20 protein-coding genes, 1 tRNA gene and 1 pseudogene are annotated in these 26994 nt (G+C 36.3%); 10 read left to right on the top strand and 12 right to left on the bottom strand.

Features of this window, described 5'->3' with window-relative positions; genetic code table 11:
- Positions 1-12: 12 nt before the first annotated feature.
- Genes BUE24_RS00520 through BUE24_RS00485 form a run of 8 tightly spaced genes read right to left on the bottom strand, consistent with a single transcriptional unit; the run spans position 13 to position 13086 of the window.
- Entirely contained in the window at positions 13-1017 is a 1005-nt protein-coding gene (locus tag BUE24_RS00520; protein ID WP_073312508.1) for an isoaspartyl peptidase/L-asparaginase family protein, read from the bottom strand.
- The gene (locus BUE24_RS00515) at positions 1014-3278 is read right to left on the bottom strand and encodes a GH92 family glycosyl hydrolase (protein ID WP_073312506.1); all 2265 of its coding nucleotides are present in this window, start codon (positions 3276-3278) and stop codon (positions 1014-1016) included. Before BUE24_RS00515 ends, BUE24_RS00520 begins: the two co-directional genes overlap by 4 nt.
- A gap of 29 nt (positions 3279-3307) precedes the next feature.
- Positions 3308-4420, bottom strand: coding sequence for a family 10 glycosylhydrolase (locus tag BUE24_RS00510; RefSeq protein ID WP_073312504.1), 1113 nt, complete (start codon positions 4418-4420; stop codon positions 3308-3310).
- 1 nt (position 4421) lies between these two features.
- Positions 4422-5534 carry a carbohydrate-binding family 9-like protein gene (locus BUE24_RS00505; RefSeq protein WP_244548095.1) on the bottom strand — a complete coding sequence of 371 codons (1113 nt, stop codon included), beginning with the start codon at positions 5532-5534 and terminating at the stop codon, positions 4422-4424.
- Positions 5535-5536: 2 nt separating this feature from the next.
- Complete coding sequence (locus BUE24_RS00500; RefSeq protein WP_073312502.1) at positions 5537-6502, bottom strand: glycoside hydrolase family 130 protein; 966 nt, start codon at positions 6500-6502, stop codon at positions 5537-5539.
- Positions 6503-6505: 3 nt separating this feature from the next.
- Positions 6506-8944, bottom strand: a complete 2439-nt coding sequence (locus BUE24_RS00495) for a T9SS type A sorting domain-containing protein (RefSeq protein ID WP_073312500.1) — start codon at positions 8942-8944, stop codon at positions 6506-6508.
- A 25-nt stretch (positions 8945-8969) separates the two neighbouring features.
- Positions 8970-10802, bottom strand: coding sequence for a sodium:solute symporter family protein (locus BUE24_RS00490; protein ID WP_073312482.1), 1833 nt, complete (start codon positions 10800-10802; stop codon positions 8970-8972).
- Between the two features lie 10 nt (positions 10803-10812).
- A complete protein-coding gene (locus BUE24_RS00485) occupies positions 10813-13086 on the bottom strand; it encodes a GH92 family glycosyl hydrolase (protein WP_073312480.1) in 2274 nt (757 codons plus the stop codon).
- A gap of 141 nt (positions 13087-13227) precedes the next feature.
- Here BUE24_RS00485 and BUE24_RS00480 point away from each other — a divergent pair, with 141 nt between their 5' ends.
- Positions 13228-14307 carry a sensor histidine kinase gene (locus BUE24_RS00480; protein ID WP_073312478.1) on the top strand — a complete coding sequence of 360 codons (1080 nt, stop codon included), beginning with the start codon at positions 13228-13230 and terminating at the stop codon, positions 14305-14307.
- Positions 14307-15032, top strand: coding sequence for a LytR/AlgR family response regulator transcription factor (locus tag BUE24_RS00475; protein ID WP_073312476.1), 726 nt, complete (start codon positions 14307-14309; stop codon positions 15030-15032). The genes BUE24_RS00480 and BUE24_RS00475 overlap by 1 nt, the downstream gene beginning before the upstream one ends.
- A gap of 6 nt (positions 15033-15038) precedes the next feature.
- On the opposite strand, the gene BUE24_RS00470 is transcribed toward BUE24_RS00475, so the two are convergent.
- The gene (locus tag BUE24_RS00470) at positions 15039-15917 is read right to left on the bottom strand and encodes a sterol desaturase family protein (protein WP_244548094.1); all 879 of its coding nucleotides are present in this window, start codon (positions 15915-15917) and stop codon (positions 15039-15041) included.
- A gap of 415 nt (positions 15918-16332) precedes the next feature.
- Between BUE24_RS00470 and BUE24_RS00465 the strand changes: the two genes are divergently transcribed.
- The 4 genes from BUE24_RS00465 (at position 16333) to BUE24_RS00450 (ending at position 20248) form a co-directional block, all read left to right on the top strand.
- A tRNA-Arg gene (locus tag BUE24_RS00465) sits at positions 16333-16406 on the top strand.
- A 185-nt stretch (positions 16407-16591) separates the two neighbouring features.
- Positions 16592-17083, top strand: coding sequence for a hypothetical protein (locus BUE24_RS00460; protein ID WP_139241883.1), 492 nt, complete (start codon positions 16592-16594; stop codon positions 17081-17083).
- Between the two features lie 332 nt (positions 17084-17415).
- Positions 17416-18165: a DUF6794 domain-containing protein gene (locus tag BUE24_RS00455; protein WP_073312473.1), complete on the top strand. Its 750-nt coding sequence runs from the start codon at positions 17416-17418 to the stop codon at positions 18163-18165.
- An 811-nt stretch (positions 18166-18976) separates the two neighbouring features.
- Positions 18977-20248 carry a reverse transcriptase domain-containing protein gene (locus BUE24_RS00450; RefSeq protein ID WP_073312471.1) on the top strand — a complete coding sequence of 424 codons (1272 nt, stop codon included), beginning with the start codon at positions 18977-18979 and terminating at the stop codon, positions 20246-20248.
- Between the two features lie 561 nt (positions 20249-20809).
- Here BUE24_RS00450 and BUE24_RS00445 read toward each other — a convergent pair.
- The 3 genes and pseudogenes from BUE24_RS00445 to BUE24_RS24430 form a co-directional block, all read right to left on the bottom strand.
- Positions 20810-21511 (bottom strand): hypothetical protein, encoded by a 702-nt coding sequence (locus BUE24_RS00445; protein WP_073312470.1) that lies wholly within the window; start codon positions 21509-21511, stop codon positions 20810-20812.
- Positions 21512-21779: 268 nt separating this feature from the next.
- A complete protein-coding gene (locus tag BUE24_RS24195) occupies positions 21780-23486 on the bottom strand; it encodes a leucine-rich repeat protein (RefSeq protein ID WP_244548093.1) in 1707 nt (568 codons plus the stop codon).
- A 45-nt stretch (positions 23487-23531) separates the two neighbouring features.
- A pseudogene (locus BUE24_RS24430) lies at positions 23532-24428 on the bottom strand (leucine-rich repeat domain-containing protein); the annotation flags it as partial.
- Positions 24429-24843: 415 nt separating this feature from the next.
- On the opposite strand from BUE24_RS24430, the gene BUE24_RS00435 reads away from it, so the two are divergent.
- The 4 genes from BUE24_RS00435 (at position 24844) to BUE24_RS00420 (ending at position 26922) form a co-directional block, all read left to right on the top strand.
- On the top strand, positions 24844-25284 hold the full coding sequence (locus tag BUE24_RS00435; protein WP_073312466.1) for a hypothetical protein: 441 nt from the start codon (positions 24844-24846) through the stop codon (positions 25282-25284).
- Positions 25285-25302: 18 nt separating this feature from the next.
- Positions 25303-25521: a hypothetical protein gene (locus tag BUE24_RS00430; protein WP_073312463.1), complete on the top strand. Its 219-nt coding sequence runs from the start codon at positions 25303-25305 to the stop codon at positions 25519-25521.
- A 191-nt stretch (positions 25522-25712) separates the two neighbouring features.
- Complete coding sequence (locus tag BUE24_RS00425) at positions 25713-26288, top strand: DinB family protein (RefSeq protein ID WP_073312461.1); 576 nt, start codon at positions 25713-25715, stop codon at positions 26286-26288.
- A gap of 178 nt (positions 26289-26466) precedes the next feature.
- On the top strand, positions 26467-26922 hold the full coding sequence (locus BUE24_RS00420) for a hypothetical protein (protein ID WP_073312459.1): 456 nt from the start codon (positions 26467-26469) through the stop codon (positions 26920-26922).
- Positions 26923-26994: the final 72 nt, after the last annotated feature.

Here is a 26994-nt window from a genome sequence, read left to right as displayed (position 1 = left end):
ACCATTAAATTCTTAGTTTATCTTATACTGTGCATTCTTCAGTTCATTGTCAACAAAAGCATTCTTAATAGCAAAATTAAATCCTGGTCTCAGGCAATAAGAGCCATATTCACCCTTTTTATTTAGTGCAATAAAGCCCACCTGTAAATATTCTAAATCACTGTGATTTTTATGTATGTTATAGATTCGTTCTACAACTTCTTTGCAGGCTTGGTAAGGAGATTTCCCTTGTCGCATGAGCTCTACTACCATAGCGCTTCCTGCAGTTCTGATTACGGCTTCGCCAAGTCCCGTAGCCGCGGCGGCTCCCACCTCATTATCCAGGAACAATCCAGCCCCAATTATTGGAGAATCTCCCACTCTTCCATGCATTTTCCAGGCAGCTCCACTTGTGGTACATGCCCCCGACAAATTACCATCTTGATCTAATGCTAGCATACTGATGGTATCGTGGTTTTCTATATTAATAATAGGCTTATAATTTGATTTTTGTAACCAATCTTCATATGCCTTTTTGGAAGCTGGAGTAAGTAAGTTTTCTTTCTCAAACCCTTGTTCTAAAGCAAACTGTAAGGCTCCTTCTCCGGTAAGCATAATATGCGGTGTCTTTTCCATAACCTTACGAGCCACAGAAATTGGATGTTTTATATGTTGCAAAAACGATACAGCTCCGCAGTTGCTCTTATGATCCATAATACATGCATCAAGAGTAACATTACCTTCACGATCAGGAAAACCTCCTAATCCAACGGTTTGAATATCCGGATTTGCTTCAGCAGTTCGTACACCCAACTCTACCGCATCTAGTGCATTTCCGCCTGCCGCTAACACTTTCCAAGCTTCTTCATTGGCAGGGACGCCGTGGTTCCAGGTGGAAATCACTACTGGCTTTACTGTATCAACTACTGCTTTCTTTTCTACAATAATATCCTCGGTCTTTTTGTCATTGTTACAACTCAAAAAAACAGCGATCAGCATTAGCATTGAAAAGCGGTATGTATAATTTCTTACTATCATTGATATATCTTATTTATTTCGGGCAATCCCATATTTATAAATTTCGAATCATTGGGTTTATCACTCATTTCAAACTCCAAAAGTCCTCCGGCTAAAATGTTTTTATGCGTTATAAACAGCTGTTTTAGAGGTTCTCCATTAAGAGTAACATTTGATATATATGTATTCTGAGCAGAGCGGTTTTTGGTCTTAATCGTGAAAACTTTTCCTTTTGGCAATTGTATAGTAGCTTCTTCAAAAATGGGGGAAGTCAAAAGGTAAGCTCCTTGTGCTGGGTTTACCGGATAAAAACCAAGAGAACTAAAAATATACCAAGATGACATTTGCCCACAATCCTCATTTCCACAATGCCCATTAGGTTGATTTTGATATTGTTTTGACAAAATCTCCTGAGTCAATTCCTGGGTTTTAGAAGACTGGTTCACATAATTATACAAGAAAGCAACATGATGGCTCGGTTCGTTACCATGCGCATATTGACCAATCATACCTGTACTAAAAATGGGTAATTTATCTCCAGGTTCTGGATCATAAGAAAACATGGAATCTAGTTTTTGTGTAAATCGTTCCTTGCCTCCTGTCTTTTTAATCAAACCATCGATATCCTGGGGTACAAACCAATAGTATTGCCAAGCATTACTCTCGCAGAAGTACGTAGTATATTCTTTAGGAATAAAAGGCTCTATAAAATCTCCTATATCATTTTTGGGTTGTATCCAGGACCTCTTCTCATTATACATATTCTTCCAGTTTTGGGATCGACTCATGAAATATTCATAATCCTCTTGTTTACCCAAATCTCTCGCAAACATGGCGATACACCAGTCATCATATGCATATTCTAATGTTTTTGAAACTGACCAGTTTTCATGATGTTCTCCTATCGGGATATACCCTAAATCCTTGTATACATCAATTTGTCGGTCGTTTACCATAGCACTCTCTTTACAAGCTTTATAAGCGAGTTCGACATCAAAATCAAATCCTTTAAAATAGGCATCTACAATTACCGGAACCGCATGATAACCAATCATCATGTTGGTTTCGTTTCCTTGCATAGACCAAACAGGTAAGAGGCCGGTTTCTTTGTAGTGTGCCAAAAGAGATTGAATCATATCTGGCACACGTTCTGGTTGAGTAATCGTGTACAATGGATGTGCGGCTCTAAAGGTATCCCACAATGAAAACGTATCATACCTGTTAAACCCAATAGCCTGGGCGATCGTATCATTGGCTCCTTTATAGTTTCCGTTAGTATCGCTTAATAAAGTTGGTGCCAACATCGACTGATACATCATCGTATAGAATATCGCTCTCTTATCTGCATCTGCTGTCTTGATTTTAATCTTTTGTAATTCCTTCTCCCATGTTTCCTGTGCTTTTTCCTTGTACTGATCAAAATCAAAACCTTCAGTCTCTTGTTCTAATGAGGCCATTGCCCCTTCAATATTTGCGGTAGATAGACCTGTTTTTATGATAATTTGTTCTTGGTCTGAAGTCTGATAATGGACTACTGCTTTTGTGTTTTCACCTTGTACTGATGAGGTTGTTATTTCACGATCATCCGTGTACATGGTATAATTCTGAAATGGCTTAGAGAATTGCATGACAAAATACACTCTCTGATCTTTTGCCCAACCTGTAGACATGCGATATCCTTGTAATGTGGAATCATTCACCTTTTCTATAAAGGTATCTGTAGGTTTATCCCAATTAAGGGCATATCCCAAATCGATATGTATTGCCGTTGCTGTATCTTTAGGAAAGGTATATCGGTGTATTCCTACCCTATTAGTCGCAGTGAGTTCTGCTTTAATACCATAGTCTAATAAATCAACCGTATAATAGCCTGGAGATGATTTTTCATTTTCATGACTGAATTTAGAAAATGGCTTATAGTTATTTTCTTTTATCCTTTCTGAAAACCTACTATTGGTAGGCATTACCAGAATATCATACAAATCGCCAGCTCCGGTGCCCGTAAGATGCGTATGAGAAAAACCACTAATGATAGAATCTTGATAATAGTACCCTGCTATACGATCCCATCCGGGAATCCCGATATCTGGGCTTAACTGCACCATTCCAAAAGGAAGCGTAGCCCCGGGATAGGTATTCCCGGGACCATCGGTTCCTATAAAAGTATTTACATATGAGGTCAATAATGATTCGGCAAAATCATTATTTTGTCTCTTGATTTGTTCCTTTTTACAGGACCAAAGAAATAGCACGATGACGATATTTATGTATACTATTTTCATAGAAATGATTTCATCATGAAACGCACATTTTATTTGTTTTTTGCGGATTTTATGGCTTCAAATTGTTCATCTGTGATGTTTTCTCCATCAAAAAAAGACACTCCTGCAGCCCCGTTGTTTTTAGCCAATTCGATAGCTACGGCAACATCTTTCGCACTCATTGGGGGTAAATAAATCCCCGTATGTAGTTTGGTATTTTTTCCTTTTAAGTCTTCTACACCTTGTCGAGTAGCAAAACCTACCCAATCCACCGTTTCGTTATAAAAATTATAATAGATCATTGGCAAAACCTCATCCACATTCCATTTATCCCAACGCTGACGTACCATATGATCTGCCATTTCAGGATATGGAAAAACTGCTGCCGTTAGTTTTTTTCCATGCTTATGTGCAATGTCATACGCACCATCTACAACCTCTTTGATTTCATTTAATCTAAACTGTTTCCATTCGATATCTATTGCAGGAACTTCAGCTTTTTGAATGTCTTTACCATATAGACGTTTAAACTTTTGTACTGAAGCTTGAGAGTAATCAAAATCAAAATCTGGCAATTCTTCATTTTGAACCAGATTGTATTTGGGTAATAATCCAATGGGTAAATAAATATCCGGATACCTGATATAATCCAAATGCACACTTGCCACATCCTTTACTTTGGCTAAACCTTCCACCAAATCCCAAACATGTTGTCGAGCTTCTGGGTGACTAGGTGACAACCATTGGTAATAATCTACATAAGGTCTATCATCAAAACAAGACTTACCACTTCTACTCACCATATACCAATCAGGGTGTTGTAATGCTACCTTATCATCAGGTCTGTTCATGGTAAACATCCATGCGTGAACTTCTAGATCTTCGTTCACAGCCAATTTGGTTAACTTTTCCAACACTATCGGATCTGCAAATGTGTTGATCAATACTGCATCTATTCCGTTATTTTTATATTTCTTGAATTCAATTGTATACTCCTGCTCTGATTTTTCAGGATTAGCGGTTATCCATGTCCAATATTTAAAAGGTGTTGTTTTCATTTCTGACACTTCTTCTTTCTGTGTAACTATTTCCTTTTTTTCTTCGGCTTGGCAACCGATAAGAATAAGTATGATTACTAGATATATACCTTTGATCATTTTCATATCAATCTTCTTTTTCAACTATTTTACCGTCTTCTTTTATGATGAATAAACGATTAGTAAATGGGCTTACTACTGTTATATTAAATCCTGTTTGATGATTTTCTAAATTCCGGATAAGTCTATTTCCTTCTATTTCCAGGTGATTTGAGGAAATTTCTTCAAAAGTGGTCCCCCACCGATTGTTCTTTTTATAGAACTCTTTTTGTTTTCTGTAGAGCATATACAAGTATTGTTTTACTCTATGATCTTGGGGTAATTCAAACTCATCCTGTTCTCCGGTTTTTTTGGAAGAGAAATACACATACCCCCAATCTTCGGGTCTGTGCATATTAATTACTCCCATCGGAGACCATACCCAATTATACTCTGATTCAAATTTTCCTTGCTGGTTCTTCTTTCTTTGATATCGATTTTGTTCGAGCTGGAAATCCCAATTTACCCTGGAGAAATTCACTCTCCAAAAAGTATCCCTTGGAACATTTTTGTGGTAATAAGAAGTTCTAAAAACTTTGAATGGAATGGCCACTTCTAGTGTCCAACCTTTGTCGATATCTGTTGGGTCATTTAATGTTCCATTTATCTGCACTGCCGATTTTAATCCATTTGCATCCCAATCATTCAATACTGGAGTACCCTCCCGATAGGGTTTTGTAATGAACAAGTCCCAAAGTGTATTAAGAGCATTAATTTCAAATTCGTAATAATTGTGTGTGTCGTTATCTGGATCTATAAAGATCTCAAAGTCATTGTTGTAGAAAATAATGGTATCTCTTTGTTTGAGATTCCCCCAAACATGAGGTTCTTCCATTTTGGCTAAAAAATATACATATTCCTCATTCCACAGCATTTTTACAGAGGTCTTATACTTAGGAGTTTTTACGCCTTCAATATCTATAAAGTGTTCTGTTGCTTTTACTTTTTTCCAGGATTCTTCAGATTCATTTCCGTTTACGTCGATAGATTGATCGGTAAAATATGCTATATATTTTTTAGGAGATACGTTCTCATTACTCTCCTGCGCATAAGACCAAAATACTATGAATAGAAATACAATCAGACAATGTATGTTGCTGTATTTTTCTATTCTGTACATATGGTCTTTTGTCTTCATCATGATTATAAGGTATTGTCCTTAGTAAACTTAATAATTTCGCTTATCCTTCCAAAGGCAATAGCGACTACAGTATCTGCTGCACCGTAATAAATAGTTACTTTGTCTTGCTCTATATCCTGTAATGTAGCGCAAGGAAAGATCACATTGGGTACATCTCCTACCTGTTCATAATGCACAGCTGGAGATAGTAGATACGGTTTGGTTCGATATTTCACATTTTCAGGATGATCTTCGTCCAAAATAGCCGCTCCCATTGCATATCTAAACCCATTACAGGTGTTGATAACTCCGTGGTAAAAGAATAACCAGCCTTCTTCAGTTAAGAAAGGTACTGATCCTGCTCCTATTTTGGTACATTGCCAGGCACTATCTTGAAAAGAAGCCACCTGCATTACATTTCTGTGCTCTCCCCAATATTTCATATCGGGACTATAACTCATAAATATATCCCCAAAAGGTGTATGCCCATTATCACTAGGCCTACTTAACATGGCATATTTGCCATTGATCTTTTTAGGAAATAGCACACCGTTTCTATTAAACGGCAAAAATGCATTTTCGCATTGAAAAAATTCCTTAAAATCATAGGTATATGCTATCCCAATTGTTGGCCCATAATATCCATTACACCAGGTAACCCAATATCGATCTTCTATAAAAGTAACCCGTGGATCGTATTTATAGTCTGAAGCAATCATTTTGGTATTTCCGGCTTTCATGACTATAGGTTCATGATTAATTTCCCAATTGATCCCATCTTTACTAAAGCCTGCATAAATATTCATTTGCACTGCTTTATTATCACATCTAAAAACCCCGGCAAAACCATCCCCAAAAGGCACCACTGCACTATTAAAAATACTATTTGAGGGTGGTATAGCATCTCTATCAATGATTGGATTTTCTGTGTATCTCCAAACTACATCGGTGACCCCGCTTGGTCGGTCCTGCCAAGGAATCTTATTCATCTGTTATTTTTTAATAAATTTTTGAATGTTGGAATTTTGTTTTCCTTCAAGTTTTAATATGTATATGCCACTGTTCAACGTTTGCAAGGTGTCAAATTGAATATGATATTGTCCTAAATCTACCTTTTTTGCCACTACTAATTGTCCGGTAAGGTTGAATATTTGAGCACTTGTAAAACCATGATTTACTGGTAATTTTATTTGCAAAGATTCGTTTATTGGACTTGGATAAATTAGAATATCCTGGTTCCCCAAACTACCGTTGGGTTCGTCGTCAAACTCATCTATACTCTTCGAACCTTTATTTTGGGAGATAGCATTAGAACGTGTACTCTCATACATTCTAACATTTCTAAACGAGCTATTATTTCCGCTCCCTGCATCATTATCATTTACCAGAATCAGATTCATCGCGTTTCCGGTATAAGAATTACCAACAGGGATCACATAGGTTTTGTAGCCACCATTAGCATCATAATTATCATAGGTTCGTATTCCCCAATTTTGTGTTCCATGTACTTTAAAAATTCGATTACTGCTTAATGAATTGTTTTCGTCAAACCCAATACCGTGAATTTCTCCTTCGTTTGTGCTTTTAAAATCAAACTCTAACATGGTATTAGCCGTAATGGTGTATGAAGTAGATGATCGTTTCCAGGTATTATTGACCAATCTGGCAGTGTCACCATTATCTTCTATAAAATGTGTCCCATCGGCATCCTGATTAGAATAAGATCCTAAGGTTATTGTATTAAAATCAATACAATCCGTACATCCTACCGGCGGGTTAGTTCCTGCAGGACCTATCAGTTCAATTTCGCAGATTTGAGTCATTGAGATCCCTCCTCTATTTTTGGTAGTATTCAAACGATAATAAGAATAGTTGGTAGCATTAGTAAAACTAAATTCTTTACGCTGAAATCGATTAGACCAGGTTTGCCCAGTCCAACTATTTAAGTTGGTCCAATTTGTTCCATCATTAGATCCTTGTAGATTAAAGTTTTCCGGATCCCTATCAGGCACATCATTGGCACTTGTAATGGCCAATTTATTTACTACTACCGCATTTGGCAATTGAATCTGAATCCAACTCGGATTAGTAACACTAGGAATTCCACCGTTATCCAACCATTTACTCCAATTCGTATTTTGGGTTCCATTGGTACTTAAATTATCAAACGCCCTATCAGCTGATTCTGCATTATTGATTTCTGCTCGGGCAGTAATCGTTCCTGTTCCCGCAGGATCGGTATGATCCACCTCATTGGTATTTGCGTTGGCTGTAGTAAAACTCCATACCGAACCTGTTGTGGTGCCAATAGCATTTACTTCGTCGATCCTCCAATAATAGGTAGTATTTGGATTTAGACTCCCTGGATTATAGGTAGTTCCCGATTGATTCCCTAGCGCATCTCCTGAGCCCAGGCTAGGATTTGTGCCGAAAAATACATTATGAGAGGTAGCTGCTGATCCAGCAGACCAGCTTAATGAAGTATTTGTACTTACATTGGTAGCGTTTTCCGAAGGATTAGGAGCACTTGCTGCCCCTGGAGCATTGCCTGGGGAAAGTGCATTATTAATAGCCGCTGCATATCCGGCAACAGCAGAGCTGTTATCAAAATCATCATAAATCCACATAAAACCTCCCGTTATTCCACAACTGTTTTGCCAGGAGTTCATCCTACTCTCTACCGTACTAATACTATACTGTCCGGATCCTCCCCAAAGCCCAGGATACACTGGTATTCCAAAATCCCAGGAAGAAGAACAAGGGTTGTTACCACTTCCACCCGCATAACATTGCAAATAATTTCTATCGATATTACCTGGATAAGCCGCGTTTACCTGACTTACCAAAGAGCTCCAAAAACTACTTCTGGTATAAGGAACTATAGCATTTTTATATCCTAGTCCTGCCAACATTTTGGTGAATGCCACTGCCGATGCCACATGATAGGTACTCTCATCATCATTATTAAAGGCATCAATACCCGGGATGGCATTTTTGAGTGCCAAAAAATTATTATATAAGGTAGTTCCTGGGCCAAATCCTTCAGAATTGTAGAAATTACGAACTGCATCAAATGTTCCGGAACCGGCAGCACTGAGGCCAAATTCGACTCTATTAATTGATGTTGGCGCAGTTTTTAACTTCACAATATCATCAGGGAAATTAGGGTATGTATTATCTCCCACGTACACTCCGTTCTGTACTAGTGGAAATTCTCCGTTAAATCCTAAATCACCATTCGCTTCTATATGAATGGTCCATACTACTACTGTAGTATACCCCGAATTACGTAATTCATCGATGGACACATTTCTGTTATTGTAAATGGGTCCTCCGGCGTAAATTGCCGATTCCTGAGCGTTCATCTGGCAACTTATTCCTACACAAAATAGAAGTAGTATAAATTTAAAAATGAGTTTGTGTGTTTTCATGATATTAGTTGTTTGGTTATAAGAGTTATATTTTTGCTTTTGTGATCATTTTATCATACCAAGTCTTTTTTAAGATAAATGTGGTTACCAGCATAATACCAATTACTACACTTAGATAATCGTACTGTCTAATCAATAAATACATGGGGATCAAGACAAAAGTCATTTGCCAGATCACCCCTACAATACAATTAAAAGTGTCTTTCCAAAAATCCGTATTTGCTGTAAATTCAGGGTCTTCAATTTTAATTTGATCATACACTGGTTTCCAAAAACCCCACGGCTTCGTTGTTTTGTAAAAGTGTTTAAGTACTTCCATATCGTCCGGTTTACCTAAAAGCACCCCCAACATACATCCAGCAAAGGATAATAAAAGTATCATAGGAAACAGATAAATTGCTGGTGTTTCAGGAAAAAAGACGGGTACCACAGAAGCCGCTATTAATCCTGCCAACATCCCGCCAAAATACCCATACGAATTAAATCGCCACCAAATCCATTTCAATACGTTGGCCGCTGCATATCCTCCGTACAGTGCCGAAGTTAACCATACGGTTAATGTATTTATAGAAGAAGCGAAAAAACCAAATAACAGTCCAACAATGACAATCAAGATCGATGACAGATAACTGAATCTAACATATGTTTTACTAGAAGCATTGGGCTTGATATACTTTTTATAAATGTCGTTAACAAGATACGCTGGCGCCGCATTAATAAACGCCGCAAAGGTTCCCATAAAAGCTGCCAGAAGTCCGGCAAGCAATAATCCTTTTAGTCCAATAGGTATAAATCGCTGAATGGCCAGTGGTAATATCGTTTCAAAATCTATTCCTGCACCAGACAGTTGCAACTCTGGCCCTAGGTATACCAATCCTAAAATTGCAAAACCAGTAATCATCAAATACCGTGGTATGGACAATACGACAATGGTTAGTGCACTCATTTTGGAGGCATCTACTTCATTCTTTGTGGATAATATACGCTGCATGTCATAACTCGGGACCGGCCCGGCCAAACTTGCAAAAATGCCCTTGAAGATCATCATCATGAATAAAAACCCAAAAAGTGAAAACCCGTCTTCTTCAATTTTGGTATTCACACTATCGATATAGCCCGTCCAATCAATATCCAGTTCCATCCCAAAGAATAGATTTTTCCAATTTTCCGGCACTGCGGCAGTGATCTGATCTCCAGAAACCGTGGTAAAAGCAATATAGCCTATCACCAAGCAGGAAATGGTCATGATTACGAATTGAATTACTTCGGTACCCACCACACTATACATACCTCCTTTTAATGTATAAATTGTGGTAATTGCAATAATCAATAGCGCATAGGATTGTTCTGAAGAAATCAATATAGATCCCAGGGTAAATGAAAGATCCCATGGGAAAAATATGGTGGCAAACTTGCCTATACCTTCAAAAAAATAGGCAATAAATCCTAGGGTACTAATAATAGCAAATACAGTTACAATGATATGGGATAGTCGTGCTCCCAAGTCTTTTCCAAATCGATATGTGATCCATTGCGCGCCTGTCATAACATTAGATCTTCTTAACCATGCTGCTAGAAATACCATAATAAAAACCTGATTCCACACTGGCCATAACCAGGGTAACCAGGCACTTTTAAGCCCATACACAAACATGGCTGTAACCGCCCACATGGTTCCCGAGATATCAAACATCCCAGAAGCATTGGATAAGCCTAGATAATACCACGGAATTTCATTTCCTCCCAAAAAGTAGGATTTTATATCTTTTGATGCTTTTTTAGAAACGTAAAATCCCAGAAGAAGAGTAATAATGATGTAACAAATGATTATTACAATATCGATGGTTGCTAGGCTCATTTAAAGTTTGTTAGTTCTTTACTCCCCAGTTTTTATTTGGAGATGATCCCATAACAAAATGCAATGTTCCTCCATTAATAATTTCCTGATGAGTAATATATGATCGATTAAATTCTTTTCCGTTTAATGTTGCTGATTGTATATAGATATTGGTATCAGACACATGCTCTGCCTCAATTCTAAACGCTACACCGTCGCTTATTTTTAATATGGATTGCTCAAAAAGCGGACTCCCGATTTCATATTCCCCAGATGCCGGGTTCATAGGATAGATCCCTAGGGAACTAAATACGTACCAAGCAGACATTTGACCGCAATCCTCATTTCCGCTTAGACCATTAGGAGTAGTATTGTATTGTGTTTTTAAGATTTGATGTACCCAATACTGCGTTTTCCAGGGCATATTGGCTTTGTTAAACATATAAGCAATATGATGACTAGGTTCATTACCGTGGGCATACTGCCCAATTAAACCTGAAATATCTGCAGAAACATTGTCTCCAGTGATTTCAGAATCTTCGGTAAATAATTGCTCCAATTTTGTGGCAAAAGCACTTTCATCTCCAAATAATTGAATCAATCCTTCTACATCATGCGGAACAAACCAACTGTGTTGCCACGCATTTCCTTCGGTATAATCTGCATGAACACGATGTGCAGAAAACTTTGGATCAAAAGGTTCGTGCCACTCGGTACCTTCTTCATTTTTTCCCCGCATAAAACCAGTTTCCTTATCAAATAAATGTGTGTATGCTTCCGATCGTTTGATGAAATATTGATAATCTTCCGTTTTGTTGAGTGCTTTTGCAATTTGAGCTACACACCAGTCGTTGTAGGCATACTCTAGTGTTATGGTTACCGATTCGTCGAGCAGTTCATAAGGTATGTACCCATATTTTTTGTAGAATTCTAATCCTCTTTCATTTTGCATCATAGTCTCCTTCATCGCTTGATATGCTTTCTCGATATCAAAACCTTTTATTCCTTTTAGGTAGGCTTCGGCAATCACAGATACAGAATGATAGCCTGTCATGGTATTGGTTTCATTGGCATACAACGTCCAAACCGGTAATATCTTTTTATCCTCATAATATGCCAACATAGAGTTAATCATATCAGAGACTTTATCAGGAGCTGTAAAAATCAGCAGCGGATGTTCTGCACGAAAGGTGTCCCAAAGAGATAGTGTAGAATACGCCGTATAATCTTTGGCGTAGCGAATACTATCATTTTCTTTTCTAAATGCTCCATCAGTATCACTATAGGTTACTGGCGCTACTTGCGAATGGTATAAGGCCGTATAAAAAATAGTTTTGAGAGAATCTATTTTTGTATCTACTGTGATATGAGAAAGTGTTTTTTCCCAAGCCTCCTTCGATTGCTCTCTTACCGAATCAAATTCAAAATTATTTTGATGTTCACTAATATTTTTCTTGGCATTCTCTACACTAACCGAAGAGATTCCTACTTTGACTTCTAATTGATTTTTGATGACTTCATTAAAGAATAACTGTACCGAAGTCGCTGTATCTCTAACGGTATTTAGTTTTTCTACTTTGGTATTTCCTTTATACAGATCATAACCATTGATAGATTTCGAAAATTGGAGCACATAATACACCTTTTGATTTTTGGCCCATCCCGTGCTATGCCTAAATCCTGACACCGTATACTTATCTTCAATAGTAATTTCTGAATCTATAGTTTTATCCCAGTTCACGGTATACCCTAAATCCAGAATTACAGACTGATCATCACCCTCGTCAAAAGTGTACCTATGAAAAGCAGTTCTAAGATCTGCGGTAAGTTCTGTCTTGATATTAAAATCATTTAAGAAAACACTATAATATCCTGGGCTTGCATTTTCATTGGTATGCGAATACTTAGAAATATAAGGTATGTCATCTCGTGTTTTAATAGGAAGAGAAAGATCCACCTTTTTATTGATAGGCATCACTCTAATATCAGTTAGATCACCTATTCCCGTTCCACTGAGATGTAAATGACTAAACCCTATGGTTTTGGAATCTGAATAATGATAACCAGAACACCAATCCCATCCCGAAATACCATTATCCGGGCTCACTTGTACCATTCCAAAAGGTACTGTAGCACCCGGGTATGTATGACCATGACCACCGGTACCAATAAAAGGGTCTACAAATCCGGTTAAATTTGTTTCTATTATATTTATACCATTGCTACTAGTTTTTTTTCGGTCGCACGAAAAAAATATGATGAACAAAATTCCTAGTAACAGTTTAACATTGTAAAGTATTTTCATCTGTATATAATTTGCGTTTAAATGATTTGTAGACCACTAAAACAACAATAATATAAATATTTACAAATCTTAAGTTTAAACGAATAATTTTAGACCAATAACAAAGCAACTCTGTTAAACGTCTAAAAAAAACACGGGAATATGTTGCAAAAAGTTAGACAACTTATAAATATTACTCCTAGTAATAATTATAATATTACATTAAAACATCATGTAATATTCTGGTTGGTATATTTTCTATTTACCACCTTTAGATGGGGAAGTTATTTTAATGATTATGTGTATTCTTTTAAAACCACTGTACTGGGGTTTATTATACATATGACGTTGAGTTACTTCAACATCTACTTCTTAATGCCAAAGTTTATTCATAAGCGCAAATACTTATTGTATATCATTTCAGTAATTATTTCTCTCTTCATAATGTTGTTGGCAAAATTTTATTTGACCTATTTTATGGTTAGTCATAACGTATGGCCAGAAGGACCAGAAGTAACCAACCGATTGACTTTGAACTATGCTATAGAAATGATGCTGGGAGAGTTGTATGTAATGGCCTTTGTAGCGGCTATTAAAGTTACTTTGGATTGGTTACGGGAACATAAAAAATTGGTCGATGTAGAAAAACTACAGTTGGAAACCGAGCTTCGTTTTTTACGTACCCAAATATCTCCTCATTTCTTTTTTAATACGTTGAATAATATTTATTCTTTGGCTGTAGAAAAATCGGAAAAGACCCCTAAAACCATATTGAAGCTTTCTGAGCTTATGAGGTACTTGCTTCATGAAACCAATCAAAAACGTCAAAGTCTGTCTAAAGAAATTATCTGTCTTCAGAACTATCTGGATTTGGAACGGATTCGATACGGGGACTTATTAAAAATTAATATTAATGTTTCTGGCGAAATAGAAGATAAAGAGATCGCTCCCATGTTGTTACTCTCCTTTGTTGAGAACTCTTTTAAGCATGGAGCTAATAAAAACATTGGGGATGTAGAAATCAATATTGATTTTAATGTGATCGATGATTTTCTTCACTTTAAAATCACGAATCCCCTACCCACTCAGATTAATAATAACGAAATTGTATCTTATCCCGGCGGTATTGGAATTGGAAATGTCAAAAAAAGGCTGGAACTAGGGTACAAAAAAGAAGAATACGATTTAACCATAGGAGAAAACAACAACTTGTACGTAGTGGACTTAAAAATTAAAGTGTAATGGATTTAAAATGTGTAATCATTGATGATGAGCCGTTGGCGATTAATGTGATAAAAAATTATGTAGATCAAACCAAAGGGCTCATACTTTTGGACTCTTTTAATGATGCAACCGAGAGCGTCGAATACTTACGAAATCACGAACCAGATCTTATTTTTCTGGACATTAATATGCCGCTATTGGATGGTTTAAATCTTTTGAAAAGTATCCCAAAAAAACCATTAACTATCATTACCACTGCCCATGAAGAATTTGCGGTAGAGAGTTATGAATTAGAGGTGGTGGATTATCTGGTAAAACCTATTTCTTTTCATCGGTTTTTGATGGGAGTTAATAAGGCTTTTAAGATGAAAGAATACCAACAGAAGGATGATTTTGCTTCACATAATGACAGGGCTTATCTTTTTATAAAAATCGATAAGAAAAAGATGCAAAAAATATATCTGGATGAGATTTTATCTATTGAAAGTTTAGGAGATTATATCAAAATAAATACCGGAGCTGATAAATATATGATTCATCAAACCTTGAGCAGTTTTACTGATGAACTCCCTTCGGACAAATTTATCCGTATTCATCGGTCATACACCATATCGATTGAAAAAATAGATGCAGTTGAAGGTAACAGCATAGAGATAGCAGATATTCGTTATCCTATCGGTAGAAGTTATCTTAATGATGTGCGAAATGCTATTTTTAAGGAGAATAACAAGGACGTACCGTAGCAGTTCCTATTTCTGCTTTACAAAACCGTGTATGATTTGTTTAAAAAAGCTCTTCGGAATTTTTTCATCCCCAGGGAATCCAATAGTTACTGTACCACTATCCTCGGGAATGTAGTTTGTTTTGAAGAGGTAATCCCAGATACTAAGGCTAATTCCAAAATTCACTCCAAACGCTCCTTTGGGTAACTCATAAGCATGGTGATACAAATGCATAACAGGATTGTTTAGAATGTATTTCAAAGGGCCCCAGGTGATTTTAATATTGGCGTGATTAAAGTGACCAATGGCTATCGCTATAAAATGTACAATAAAGGCTTGCTCGGGTTCAAAACCACCAATTAACATTACTCCCAGCGTTTTTAAGGGTTTATACAATATGTTTTCCATCCAATGATAGCGTAGATGTGCAGCAAATCCCATCTCTTTTACCGAATGATGTATTTTATGAAATCTCCATAGCACAGGAAATTTATGTAATAATACATGGGTAAACCACTGTACAAAATCTAACAGAATAAAGAATATCAAAAGCTGAACCCACATTGGGAACGTTGAAATATCTAATAACGTAAGGCTCTTTGCTGAAATTCCAAGCTGTTCGAACCCCACTCCTAGTATCCCATAAAATCCACTAATGGCAATAGCGAAGAGAAAAAAATTGAAATACATATATATAGCATCTAACCAAAAATCTTTTCTAAAAATCGATTGATGTTTACGCCACGGAAAAGCAATCTCTAATCCCCAAACCAATAAAGAGATTAAGGTGAGTCCCCAAAAGTAATTGAGATACCAAGGCACCTCGAACAAAATAGATTTCCAGGTCCATTGTATATTATTCATAAAAGCCTCGATAAATACGCTGCTGTATTTTTCTATAATCATAATTCTTTTCGCACTTTTAAAAACACACTCTTTAGATCGTATTAGACCGCATTCCTTTACATTTTACGCTTATTTTTTGTAAAATAGTCTCCCCGATTCGTCAAATAGATCTAATTCTTTACTAAAAGTACGATTTACCAAGGACTATTTTTGTAACAATGGTCACAAAGCCATTTATACAAAAAAATATAAGGCCATGTTTTTACCTGATAAATAATTGAAAACAAAATAATTGAAGTATGATTGTTTCATAAAAACATCAAGAAAGAAAAAGGTCAAAAAAAATGTACTAAAAAAATCCTGTATAATCCTTGCAGAAATGGTGATCTGTTGTATATTTGCGTCGCTGAAATCGACAACCAATCATTAAGCAATATAAGTAGGTCTAATCCTACTACCACATATACAAAATAATGGTCGCGTAGCTCAGCTGGATAGAGCATCTGCCTTCTAAGCAGACGGTCACAGGTTCGAATCCTGTCGCGATCACAAAAAGCCACTCAAATGAGTGGCTTTTTTGTTTGGTGGCAAGTATTTACCGTTTTAAAAAACTCAAAAAATATAGGTAACGTTTTGATTGACACTTACATATACTAGCACAAACCCTCTTGTCCTTAATATGAGGAAGCCGAAAAATATAAATGATTAAATTACTTTTTTTTATAACTCTAAATATGACGAACCCGATTCCATTCGATGCCATTGGACAAGATATTAGCGTATTACCTAATGCTAAATTAGAAGCCAGTGAATCATTACCCAAAGCTAATTTATATTCTATTTCGGGGAACTTTGAATTTTTAGGCGTTAAAATCGATGGTATTTCATTGGGTACTAACAAACAAAATATTATTCAAACAATTAGTATTGCCATTCCAGGAGAGTTGAATCGTGAAACGTATAACTTATTAGTTGATGCATATGGAGAACCAAAAGCACTATATAACACTGACCAGGTTATAGAAGTTTCTGAAAGTGTTGATGAAAAAGGGATACGTGCAAAAGAAACGAAATCAACTATGAAAGAGTGTACTTTTGACGAGGAACCTAAACTAATTGTTTGGGATAATAATAAGGGCAAAATAGAATTATCCATGGCCCGTAAAAGACAATTATTTCGTACATATAGAATAACTTTTGGAGATAGAAGCTATTTATTTGACTAAATACTACTTATAACCTAAAAGCCCTCAAATTTTGAGGGCTTTTTTAATTGTAGATAATTCTAAGATTTTAGAAAGTGCGGCTTTCGTTTTTTCGATTATACTTTCAGTAACATTTTTTGAGTTCTTAAGGTAACATTTAGACGTTTACAAACACTTACAATTAGTTACAAACAATTACAAAACCATATATAAGAAATATAGTTACCTTTAGTAACTATATACATACGTTACCCACAATTGTAAAAGTGGTTAACTAAATGAAATGAATAGTTTACTCAATTTGAGTTTTCTAAATCTAGAGGGCTAATTAGATTTGAGAAAACTAATCGAATATGAAAAATAAAATTCTTCTCTTTTTACTACTTCTACCGACTTTATTAATCGGACAAAATAATTGTGATAAATACATTAAAAATTACATTCCTACTGACCTATCTGATGCTATAGCATATTTTGAGTGCAAAACTCCTGAAAAGATACTGAAAGAGTTTGAAAATAAAGAAGAACGGGAAGCAACTTCGAGTTTACACTTCTCAACCGGTATGTCAATAAGAAATAATTGGAATCTTTGGGCTGGAACTTCAGAAATATCTAAACACTTTAGGGAATTAGGAATTCATCATCCAGATGATATGTCTGGCATAATTCTAACTTCACTTCATAGAAAACTAAATGGAAAATCAATTGAGTTAAACGAGCAAATAAAATATTACCAAAACTATTGGGCAGAATCCGAGAGAAAAGAAACCAAAAGAAAAACAGAGGAGTTTAGTGAATTTAAAATTGGGAGTACGGTGGAATTCTCTTATGATTATGATTTCGTAACAAAAAAACAAGAGCAAAAATGGATGAATGACAAATGCATTGCTAAAGGAATTATCACCGACCTAAATAAAGAAAAATTTGAAATTAAAGTTAAACTTAATGAGAGTTGTGATAAAAAAGGTATTATAATTTTAGAATATGACGTTTGGGACAATATCGACGGTGAATATCTAAAAATAGAAGAAGACAAAGTCGAGATTATGAAAAAAGGGGAAACAAGATGGAGTTCATATGAATTGTGGAAAGTCTTAGAATAAAAACTGTGAGTAACACTATATATGATGTCATAGTAGCTAGGTGATGATTCAAAAAGTCTGTGTATTTTTACAAAGGCGCAATGCCTGCAAAAAGCAAAGTTAGCTATCAATGCGCAAGAAAAATCAAAAAGCAAGGTAACATTTTGCTCTGCTACGACACATATATTAAACGTTAGGTGTCATAAAAAAGACACTCTGTCATAGTTTCAACATTGGTATAAAAATTGACACTTAATTTCCAGAAAACAAGTTCATTGATATAATATTTGGATTAGACTTTAGGCTCTCTCATAAACCTATCGTCAGGATTGCCCTAGAACATCTTTTGAGATATTTTGTCAGAACGATTTACCTCGTTTGGCTCTATTTAACCTTAAGTGGTTCTGTGTGCTTCTCGTTTGATGCCATTGTGTATGACAGCACAAAGCCAATGGAATCAATGGTATCAAGCTCTTTTAAGAGCAGAGAGCGCAGGGCATCAGTCACATTTTCTGCAAAAAATGTAAAAAAGTTGCAAAAGTCAGAAAAAACCTTAAATTTGAATGAAATGAGTACATATTACACCTTCAATTTAGGCGTCAGCAGACAATCCAAAAAAATGCCGTCCAGAACGCCAATGAGAAAACGCTTGAATTTAATGTCAAGTTTGCGCCGACCTGTATTGCCCTAGAACATCTTTTGAGATATTTTGTCAGAACGATTTACCTCGTTTGGCTCTATTTAACCTTAAGGGGTTCTGTGTCTATATTGTAAGGAGCTGTCATACGGACAACTACTTGTCTTCCAAACGGTCTTTGCAACACAAGAATAGATGAAAAAATCTTTACTATATAAAATATCATCCCCAGAAAAGCTTTTAGATGCGTGGGGAAAACTAAACAGAACCAATAAATCCTCTCATGGACTAGATAACATTTCAATAGAAGATTTCGCAAATAATCTTGATGACAAAATATCTTCAATTTCTAAAAAATTAAGAGATAATACCTACTCATTTTCAGCTAACCGAGCTGTTCTGATTCCAAAATCTAATGGGAAGTTTAGACCTTTACAAGTTCCAGTAATTGCCGACAGACTAGTTTTAAAAGCCATTGCAATAGAATTAGAAAATCAATTTGCAAAAACCATCTCAAAAAGTGATGGTGTAAGCTTTGCTTACCAAAAAAAACTAGGTGTCAAAAACGCTATTGAAAAAATTAAAGAACTTTATGATAAAGGCAACCCAGTCGTACTTGAAGCAGATTTAATTAATTTTTTTGGAGAAGTAGATAAGAACGTATTACTTACAAAACAAATATTCCCACAATTACCAGATGATAGCTTAAATAATTTAATAGAATCTGCATTGAATCAAGAAATTGGAGGATTAGAAAGTATTCAAAAAAAGCAACGACATTATTTTCAAGATATAAACGATGGAATACCACAAGGAAATCCATTATCACCACTTCTATCCAATATTTACTTATCGCCGTTTGACACATATATAAAAAGGAAAAATTACAATTTAGTTAGGTATGCAGATGACTTTGTCATTTTATGTTCTAATGAAAAAGAGTGCAAAAAAGCATTTGATGATTGCGAATTAATACTCAAAAAACTAGGACTAAAAATTCATCCCTTGTCAGAAGGTGACAAAACTAAAATAGTAGATTTAAAAACTTCAACTTTTGATTTTTTATCAATTACTTTTAATGGTAAGGTTTTTTATCCTTCAAAAAGTAATATTGATAGACTAAAAAGTAAAATAAGAGATATATGCAATGGAAAAGTGGAATATAATGTTTTGACTTTATTAAAGAAGATTTCTAACGTTTATGACGGTTGGGTTTCTGCATTTTACTACACTGAGGTGGAGAGATTTTCAGAAGAATTAGACATTTTTATTAATCGTCATTTATTTTTAGCTCTAAAGAATTTTGAATGGAAATTTACGCCTTCGTCAAAGGGAACTATACCATACAAATACAGACAAATGGGTGGAAAAACAAGGGAATGTTTATCCGATAAGCAACGACAAAAATCTGGAATCCCTAAATGTGCTGATTTACTAAAACAGAAAAGAACAAAAAACGTCACCTAACAATTTGTATATTGCATATGCCGCCTTCGGCAGGCAAACACAATATACAAGAAACTTTGTGCAACATATAAACAAACCATATGAAAGTAAAGAAATTTGGATTTAGATGATCAAAAGTTAATTACATTTTTGATTTAATCATAATTGGAGTTTCAGCCTTATTTTTTTAAGAAGAGATGCATAAACGAATTTAGTCTTAGATATTTTTTGACTCAATTGTAACTTCAGCGATAATACCTTTATTCTTTTCATTTATAGTTTGGTAAAAAAAGGGAACTATTCTTATTTGTGTTACGGCTTGATATTCACACATTTTTATCGACCAACGACACTCGGCAGGTGCTCCGTACAGATAGGTGACCCTCCCGCACACAAGGTTTATCGGTCCGCGGTGTAGGGAGATGCTTCCGCACAAGGTAAAAAGAAACCCGCGCACCAAGGCGAGGCGTCCGCATGGCGCGGAGACCTCAACCCAGTGCGCGGGCCAGTAATAGTAAGCTTTAAAAAATATGAGTACTTAAAAAATTTTCAATTCGGACAACCATCAACTATAAACAAGTCTCACCTACGTCGATAACGGCTTATATAGCCTTTGTAGCGTTCAGGATCTTTTCTAAAGGCGTATTTACCCGTATCTCTAATCTCATCCATGGCTTCTTTAAGGTGGGTAAACGCACGGTCACGAATGTTTTTGGCCTTAGAATTGTCTAAAGTTGTACCATTAGCTTTGGCTAATAGCTCGGCCAGGTCGTCTGACTTTTGCTCAGCAACATCAAAGCGGGATACGTCATATTTAATTGCTTCAAATTCGGTGGTATTTCCTCTTCCTAGCACACTGATATCCATCAAATCCTGGATCATATCGGCATTGCCATCTCCTCCTGCAATAGTGCGTACCCGTCCTAATAGATCTGGGCGTTTTCTAAACGCAAAACGCATATCGGCCAATAGATCGTTTCTAAACTCATAGGCTTTGGGCGATTCTTCTCTCCAGGTCTTGGCTGCTTCTTCCTGGCTATAGCGCTCTTTGTTCCAAATGGCTTGTGCATATCGGCACGCTCCTGTTCGTATCGGTAGATCGATTACATATTTGCTCCAATCTAATCCTATACTAACTAGTACTTGTTTATCTTCTTGCGCCCAAACAAATAGGTCTTCGGCTTCTTGTGTAGTGACATCTACGGGTTGTGATGGTGCTTTAACTAATTCTTGTGGTATGTTTTCTAATTCGGTTAATTTCTTTTCAAAATTTTGTTTGGACATACGTATTATTTATTTATGGTTTATACTTGATATTGGTTTTGGGGATTGTTATTTGGAAATGGTACTTCGACGGAGCTCAGCACACGTCTCGAAGCCCGACAAGCTCAGTGCGACGCTCTCCCTTCGACTCCGCTCAGGGTTCGGACACGAGGGTTGAGCGGAGTCGAAACCCGGGATAATGCTTAGTACTACTTACCCTTCGAGAGCCTCAGGGTTCGGATACGAGGGCTGAGGCTCTCGAAGCCCGGCTACTACAGAAACAAAAACATCAATAATTTACATAGATCATTTTTGTTTGGTGAGTCAACCCCGATTCGTTATAGTCGATCACACATACATAAGAGCCCACAGGAACTAGGCTGCCTTTATGGGTGCCATCCCAGGCATCGTTGAGCCCGCCATAATGGGCACTGAATAACAAGCGTTGGCTTAGATCGTATATCTTGACCACGTTGTTCTTATATTTTTCAAGACCTTCGATCACCAGGGTATCTGCAATGCCATCGGCGTTGGGGGAAAACCCTCTATTAAAATCCGCAATAAGCTGGGAAAGGATACTTTCCGTTGATATTGATATAGATCTAAAGCCGCCCCAACCATTATCTTTATAAGCTTGTATTCTACCTGGGGGTACCACAAGGTCAATTTGATGACGGTTTGCATTAGCAAAGGCCGTTGCATGGAGCATTGGCGGATTATTGGCCTCTACTGTCACCAAGACAAGGTCAGGATTGACATAAAAAGCGTGGCTATCTATACGTTCCACACTGTTCGGTATAGCAATAGCTGTCAATTGGTTGTTACCGAACGCTAGTTCTCCGATACTGATTACAGCGGATGAAATCTCAATACTAGCCAGTTCTTTATTTTGAAAAGCATTTTCTTTGATAGCGGTCACTATATAGGGCTCTTCACTATGATCCACTGTTTCAGGAATACTCACGTCTTTGGCCATGCCAATATAGTCCACCACCATAACTTCAGTTCGAGAGGTAATTCCGTATTTTATGTCATCAACGGTAAAGATTCCGTTGCTGATGGATCTGAACCCGTGCCACCCATTATCTAAATACTCCTGTTTCTTGCCGGTAGGTATAACAAGGTCTATTTGGTCACGATTTGGATTTGTAAATGTATCCTCATGGAGCGATGGAGGATCGTTAGCCTCCACTGTCATCAAGTGAAGGTCTGGGTTATTCTGAAAAGCATACAAATCAATGTTTTTCAGACTACCTGATATGGTTACCTCTGTCAATTGGTTGTCGAAAAAGGCCTGGTAACCAATATGTTCCACATTTGCCGGTATAGTAATCTTTGTTAGTTTATTTCGGGAAAAGATCCACTGTTCAATCCTGGTCACACCATCGGGTATGGTGACCTCCGTCAATTCGTTATGTCCAAATGCCCGTTGCCCGATACTGGTCACACTTTCTGAAATCTCAACACTGCTCAATTGGTTTTGCCAAAATGCATCTTTCCCAATACTTTTAACATTGCCGGGTATGTCTACCTCGGTTAATTGATTATATGCAAAAGCAGACTCTCCTATATAGGTCACACCATCAGGTATATCAACATGGGTCAATTGGTTGTCTGCAAAAGCACCTTCTCCGATCTTGGTAACACTTTCGGGAATTTGTACGGTGTTTAATGTTCTGTCAACTGGTTCCGGTTCATCCGTAAAACTCCTTGAATCTGTATTCCGCATAGCATTATCCCCTATAGCCGTGACCGTATATATATTGTCATTCTCACTGTTTGGGAGGTAATGGACTTCTGAGGGGATTTCTACATGACCTCCGGTAGGAACTCCGCTAAGGCCTATATAATTTTTGAGCTTTACTTCATTGGGGGATGTCGATGTGACTTCCCATATAAAGCCACTATTATTGTGTTCTTGTCCAATAAGCGAAAAGATGTCATTAAAACCTGTCCATCCTGCATCTTTATAAGCTTGCACCCTGCCCTTGGGCACGATCACCTTTATTTTGTCGTGACGATATGGATACTGAAAGGCATCTGCATCGAGCGTCGGTGGTTCATGGGCCGTCACTGTCACTCGATTAATATGCCGTGTATAAAAGGCACGGGACCCAATACTTTTCACAGTCCCCGGTATCACAACCGTTAGCAAAGTTGGATTCAGAAAAGCATCATCACCTATAGCAGTCACCGGATAGGTACCCCCATCAATCTCCACCGTTGGAGGAATGGTCATATTAAAGCCTACGCCAATATTGCCAATCACTGTTACTTCGTTTGGAGTGTCAATAATTCCGTATATAACGCCATCCAAGATAATGGCTCCAGAGGTGATGCTCATAAAACCTAAGTCCTTCCAGCCTGCATCTTCATAAGCTTGGATACTAACAAAGGGAACCACAAGGGCCATTTTTCGGGTAGGGCCCTGTGGAGTATTAAAGGCTGTTTCATGAATTTCTGGTGGTGGATTGCCTTGGGATCTCACAATGAGGTCTCCGTTCCCAAAAAAAGCCCCGGGCCCAATATATTCCACATTGGCTGGTATGGTCAGCTCTTCTAAACCGTTGTTACCGGAAAAGCCCCACCTTCTTATATGAGTGACACTGTTCGGTATTTCTACCTCGGTCAATTTATTGTTGGTAAAAGCCCCAAGTCCAATAGTGGTCACTGTGTTGGGAATGGTGACACGGGTCAGCCCATTTCCTATAAAAGGTCGAATAACACCACCCTGAAAAGTATCGGTATCCTCACCAATGAGGGTCACTGCGTAAGTTTCACCATCATGAAGGACCGTTCCGGGGATGTCCACCTCTGTGGCCGAACCCTCATAAACCACAATCCTAATTTCGGGTGTAGTGATTGAAGTAATTTCGTATTTAATAGCATCAACCGTAAATTGATCCCCTACATTTTGGCCATATCCAGCCAGGCTCATCCATACCATAATAATGGTGGATATTATTAATTGTACTTGCTTTTTCATGTTGGAAGGTTTTTAGTATGAACTTTTGAATATTATTTCATAACAAAAAACCTTTACAAAAAGAAAGTACCCAACAAATAGTGCCCAACCTTGTTAAAAACGGGATGTTATATAGTGTTTTGGGGACAATGGGAATCTAGCAGTCCCCTTTGGTGATCTAACATTAGACTTTAGAAGCTAAAATTTAGGCAAGATGGTTCGAACTTTAGTCTATCAAAGTTTAAGCTTGAATCTTTTTGAGTTCTTAGGGTAACACTTATGGGTTTACAAACACTTACAATTAGTTACAAACAATTGCAAGACCATATATAAGAAATATAGTTACCTTTAGTAACTATATACATGCGTTGGCAAACATTAAAAATTAATGGGTAAAATAGTAGAAAAGATAATACAAGATTTATTTATTAGGAAGGCTTTTAAAAAGTATAAAAATAGTCTTCCAACTAAATCTGATTCTGAAAACCCAAAAATGGATTATCACGTTCTAGCGGACGCTGTAGTTTGGGAAGATGAAGGAATTGAAAAATGTAATCCCAAATTAGAAAATGCTTTAAGGTATGCTCTTAATTATCGGACGAAATTAATTGTGAATGAAAATTTTGAAACTCAAAAAGAGAATTCCAAAAGCATTGAAAAACGAACATTCAAATTAGCTAAAAAATATTTCCCGAATTGGGTTGGTTTTAATGAAAACCGTTGTAGCTATAACCCTGAATTATCAGATAGAATTAAAAGAATTCGAAAAGTCTCTGAATGGAAAATTGACAAACTAATGAATAGCGATGACACGGAATTTGAATATTAAAAACGAGAAAACTTGAAAATGGAATATATAATAATTGGTGTTTTAATAACCCTTTTTACTATTTTCCTTTATTGGGCATATTTACCCGATTATAAACGAAATCCAAAAGAGTTTTGGAGAACCATAATTGGAATGCCAATTGGAATGTTACTAAGCGGAATAGGGTTTAGAGATTTAAATTATAGAATAAAGAAGTGGGCAATTGGTAAAGAAAAGGAAAGTAATACTAAAGAGTAAAAACGATTTGCCAACAACATATATGTGATCATAGCTGCTAGATGACTAATTGGATGATCTGGTTATTTTGCAGTGGCGCAGCACTCGCAATAAAGAAAAGTTAGCAATCACTGCGCAGAAAAATCGAAAAGCAGGGTAACATCTTGTCTTGCTACAACACATATATTAAACATTGCCAATAATTTAGTAGAATGAATCAATTTAGAAAAATTCAAAGACCGATGCGGACAGAGTATCCAGAATATTCACAGCATTATTTTGATCTGATAAAAACGGATGACGATATTCTACAAGAGCTTCATGACAATTTTTTCAAACTAAAGGAACTGATTTTTTCTTTGCCAGAAGAGAAATTAGTTTACAGATACGCCAAAGATAAATGGACCATTAAGGAAGTATTGGTTCATAATATAGACGATGAAAGAATCTTCACCTATAGAGCTTTGCGGTATGCACGAAATGACAAGACTCCTTTTCATGGATTTGACCAAAATAATTATGCAAAATATTCAAAAGCTAATAAAAGAAGTTTAGAAAATATTTTCGATGAATACTGGAGTGTTAGACTATCAACATTATTATTATTTCAAAACTTACCTGAGGAATCTCTGATGCGGTCTGGAAGCGGAATCGATGATGATGGGGAAATTAAAAATGAAAGAACTGTTCGAGCTTTGATCTATCATATTGCTGGACATGAATTAAGACACATAAAAGTAATTAAAGAAAGATATATGGGAATGAAGGAAGAAAAATACCCTATTTAATAAAAATCTATTGCCAACAATGGCTATAATTCATTGTGGTTGTGTGCCACACCAAAATAAAAGTATAAACCAACGACTGATTTCTAGACGGAATAATCTTGCGGATGATTCCACAACGAAATCATAGCCGGGAGCGTTGTAATGCATTTAAAATAAGATCCTAAGAAGATTATAACAGATGAGAACTTATCCAGAAAACACTGAAGAATTAGAAAAAAAACACAGTTTTAGTTTTCCTTTAGATAACAAAAAGTTAGAGCTTATTCATAATAATGTAATTTTACGTAATGATATTGCATTCGTATTTTTCAAATTAAGAATCTTAAATTCTCTAAAAATGCAAAATCTATTCGAAAACGAATTATCCAGAGAATCATTTTTGGACAAAAAATTTAACCAAACAGACAGACTTAAAATTTATAAAGCAATAAAAAACCAGCTTCCTCAGCCGGTTAGTCAGAATAAGAAATTGAGTTTATATTCTTTGTTTCATTTAAATGAAAAACCAAAAATCGATACTAGAGTATTAACAATTAAAGACTTAATTTGTGATTTAATCAAGCAAAACAGAGTAACTATTAAGCGGGAATTTGAAACATTTTTTAAACATGAGCTTGATAACTTAAATTACTAAAACGACACTACAACAATATATAAAAATGCATTAAAACGCATTTTACATTAAACGTTATTGAAAAAGCTTATT

The sequence above is a fragment of the Aquimarina spongiae genome, assembly GCF_900141785.1.
GTDB lineage: Bacteria > Bacteroidota > Bacteroidia > Flavobacteriales > Flavobacteriaceae > Aquimarina > Aquimarina spongiae.
The sequence above is the reverse complement of the archived record's forward strand: the minus strand, read 5'-3'. Positions and strand labels throughout refer to the sequence as shown.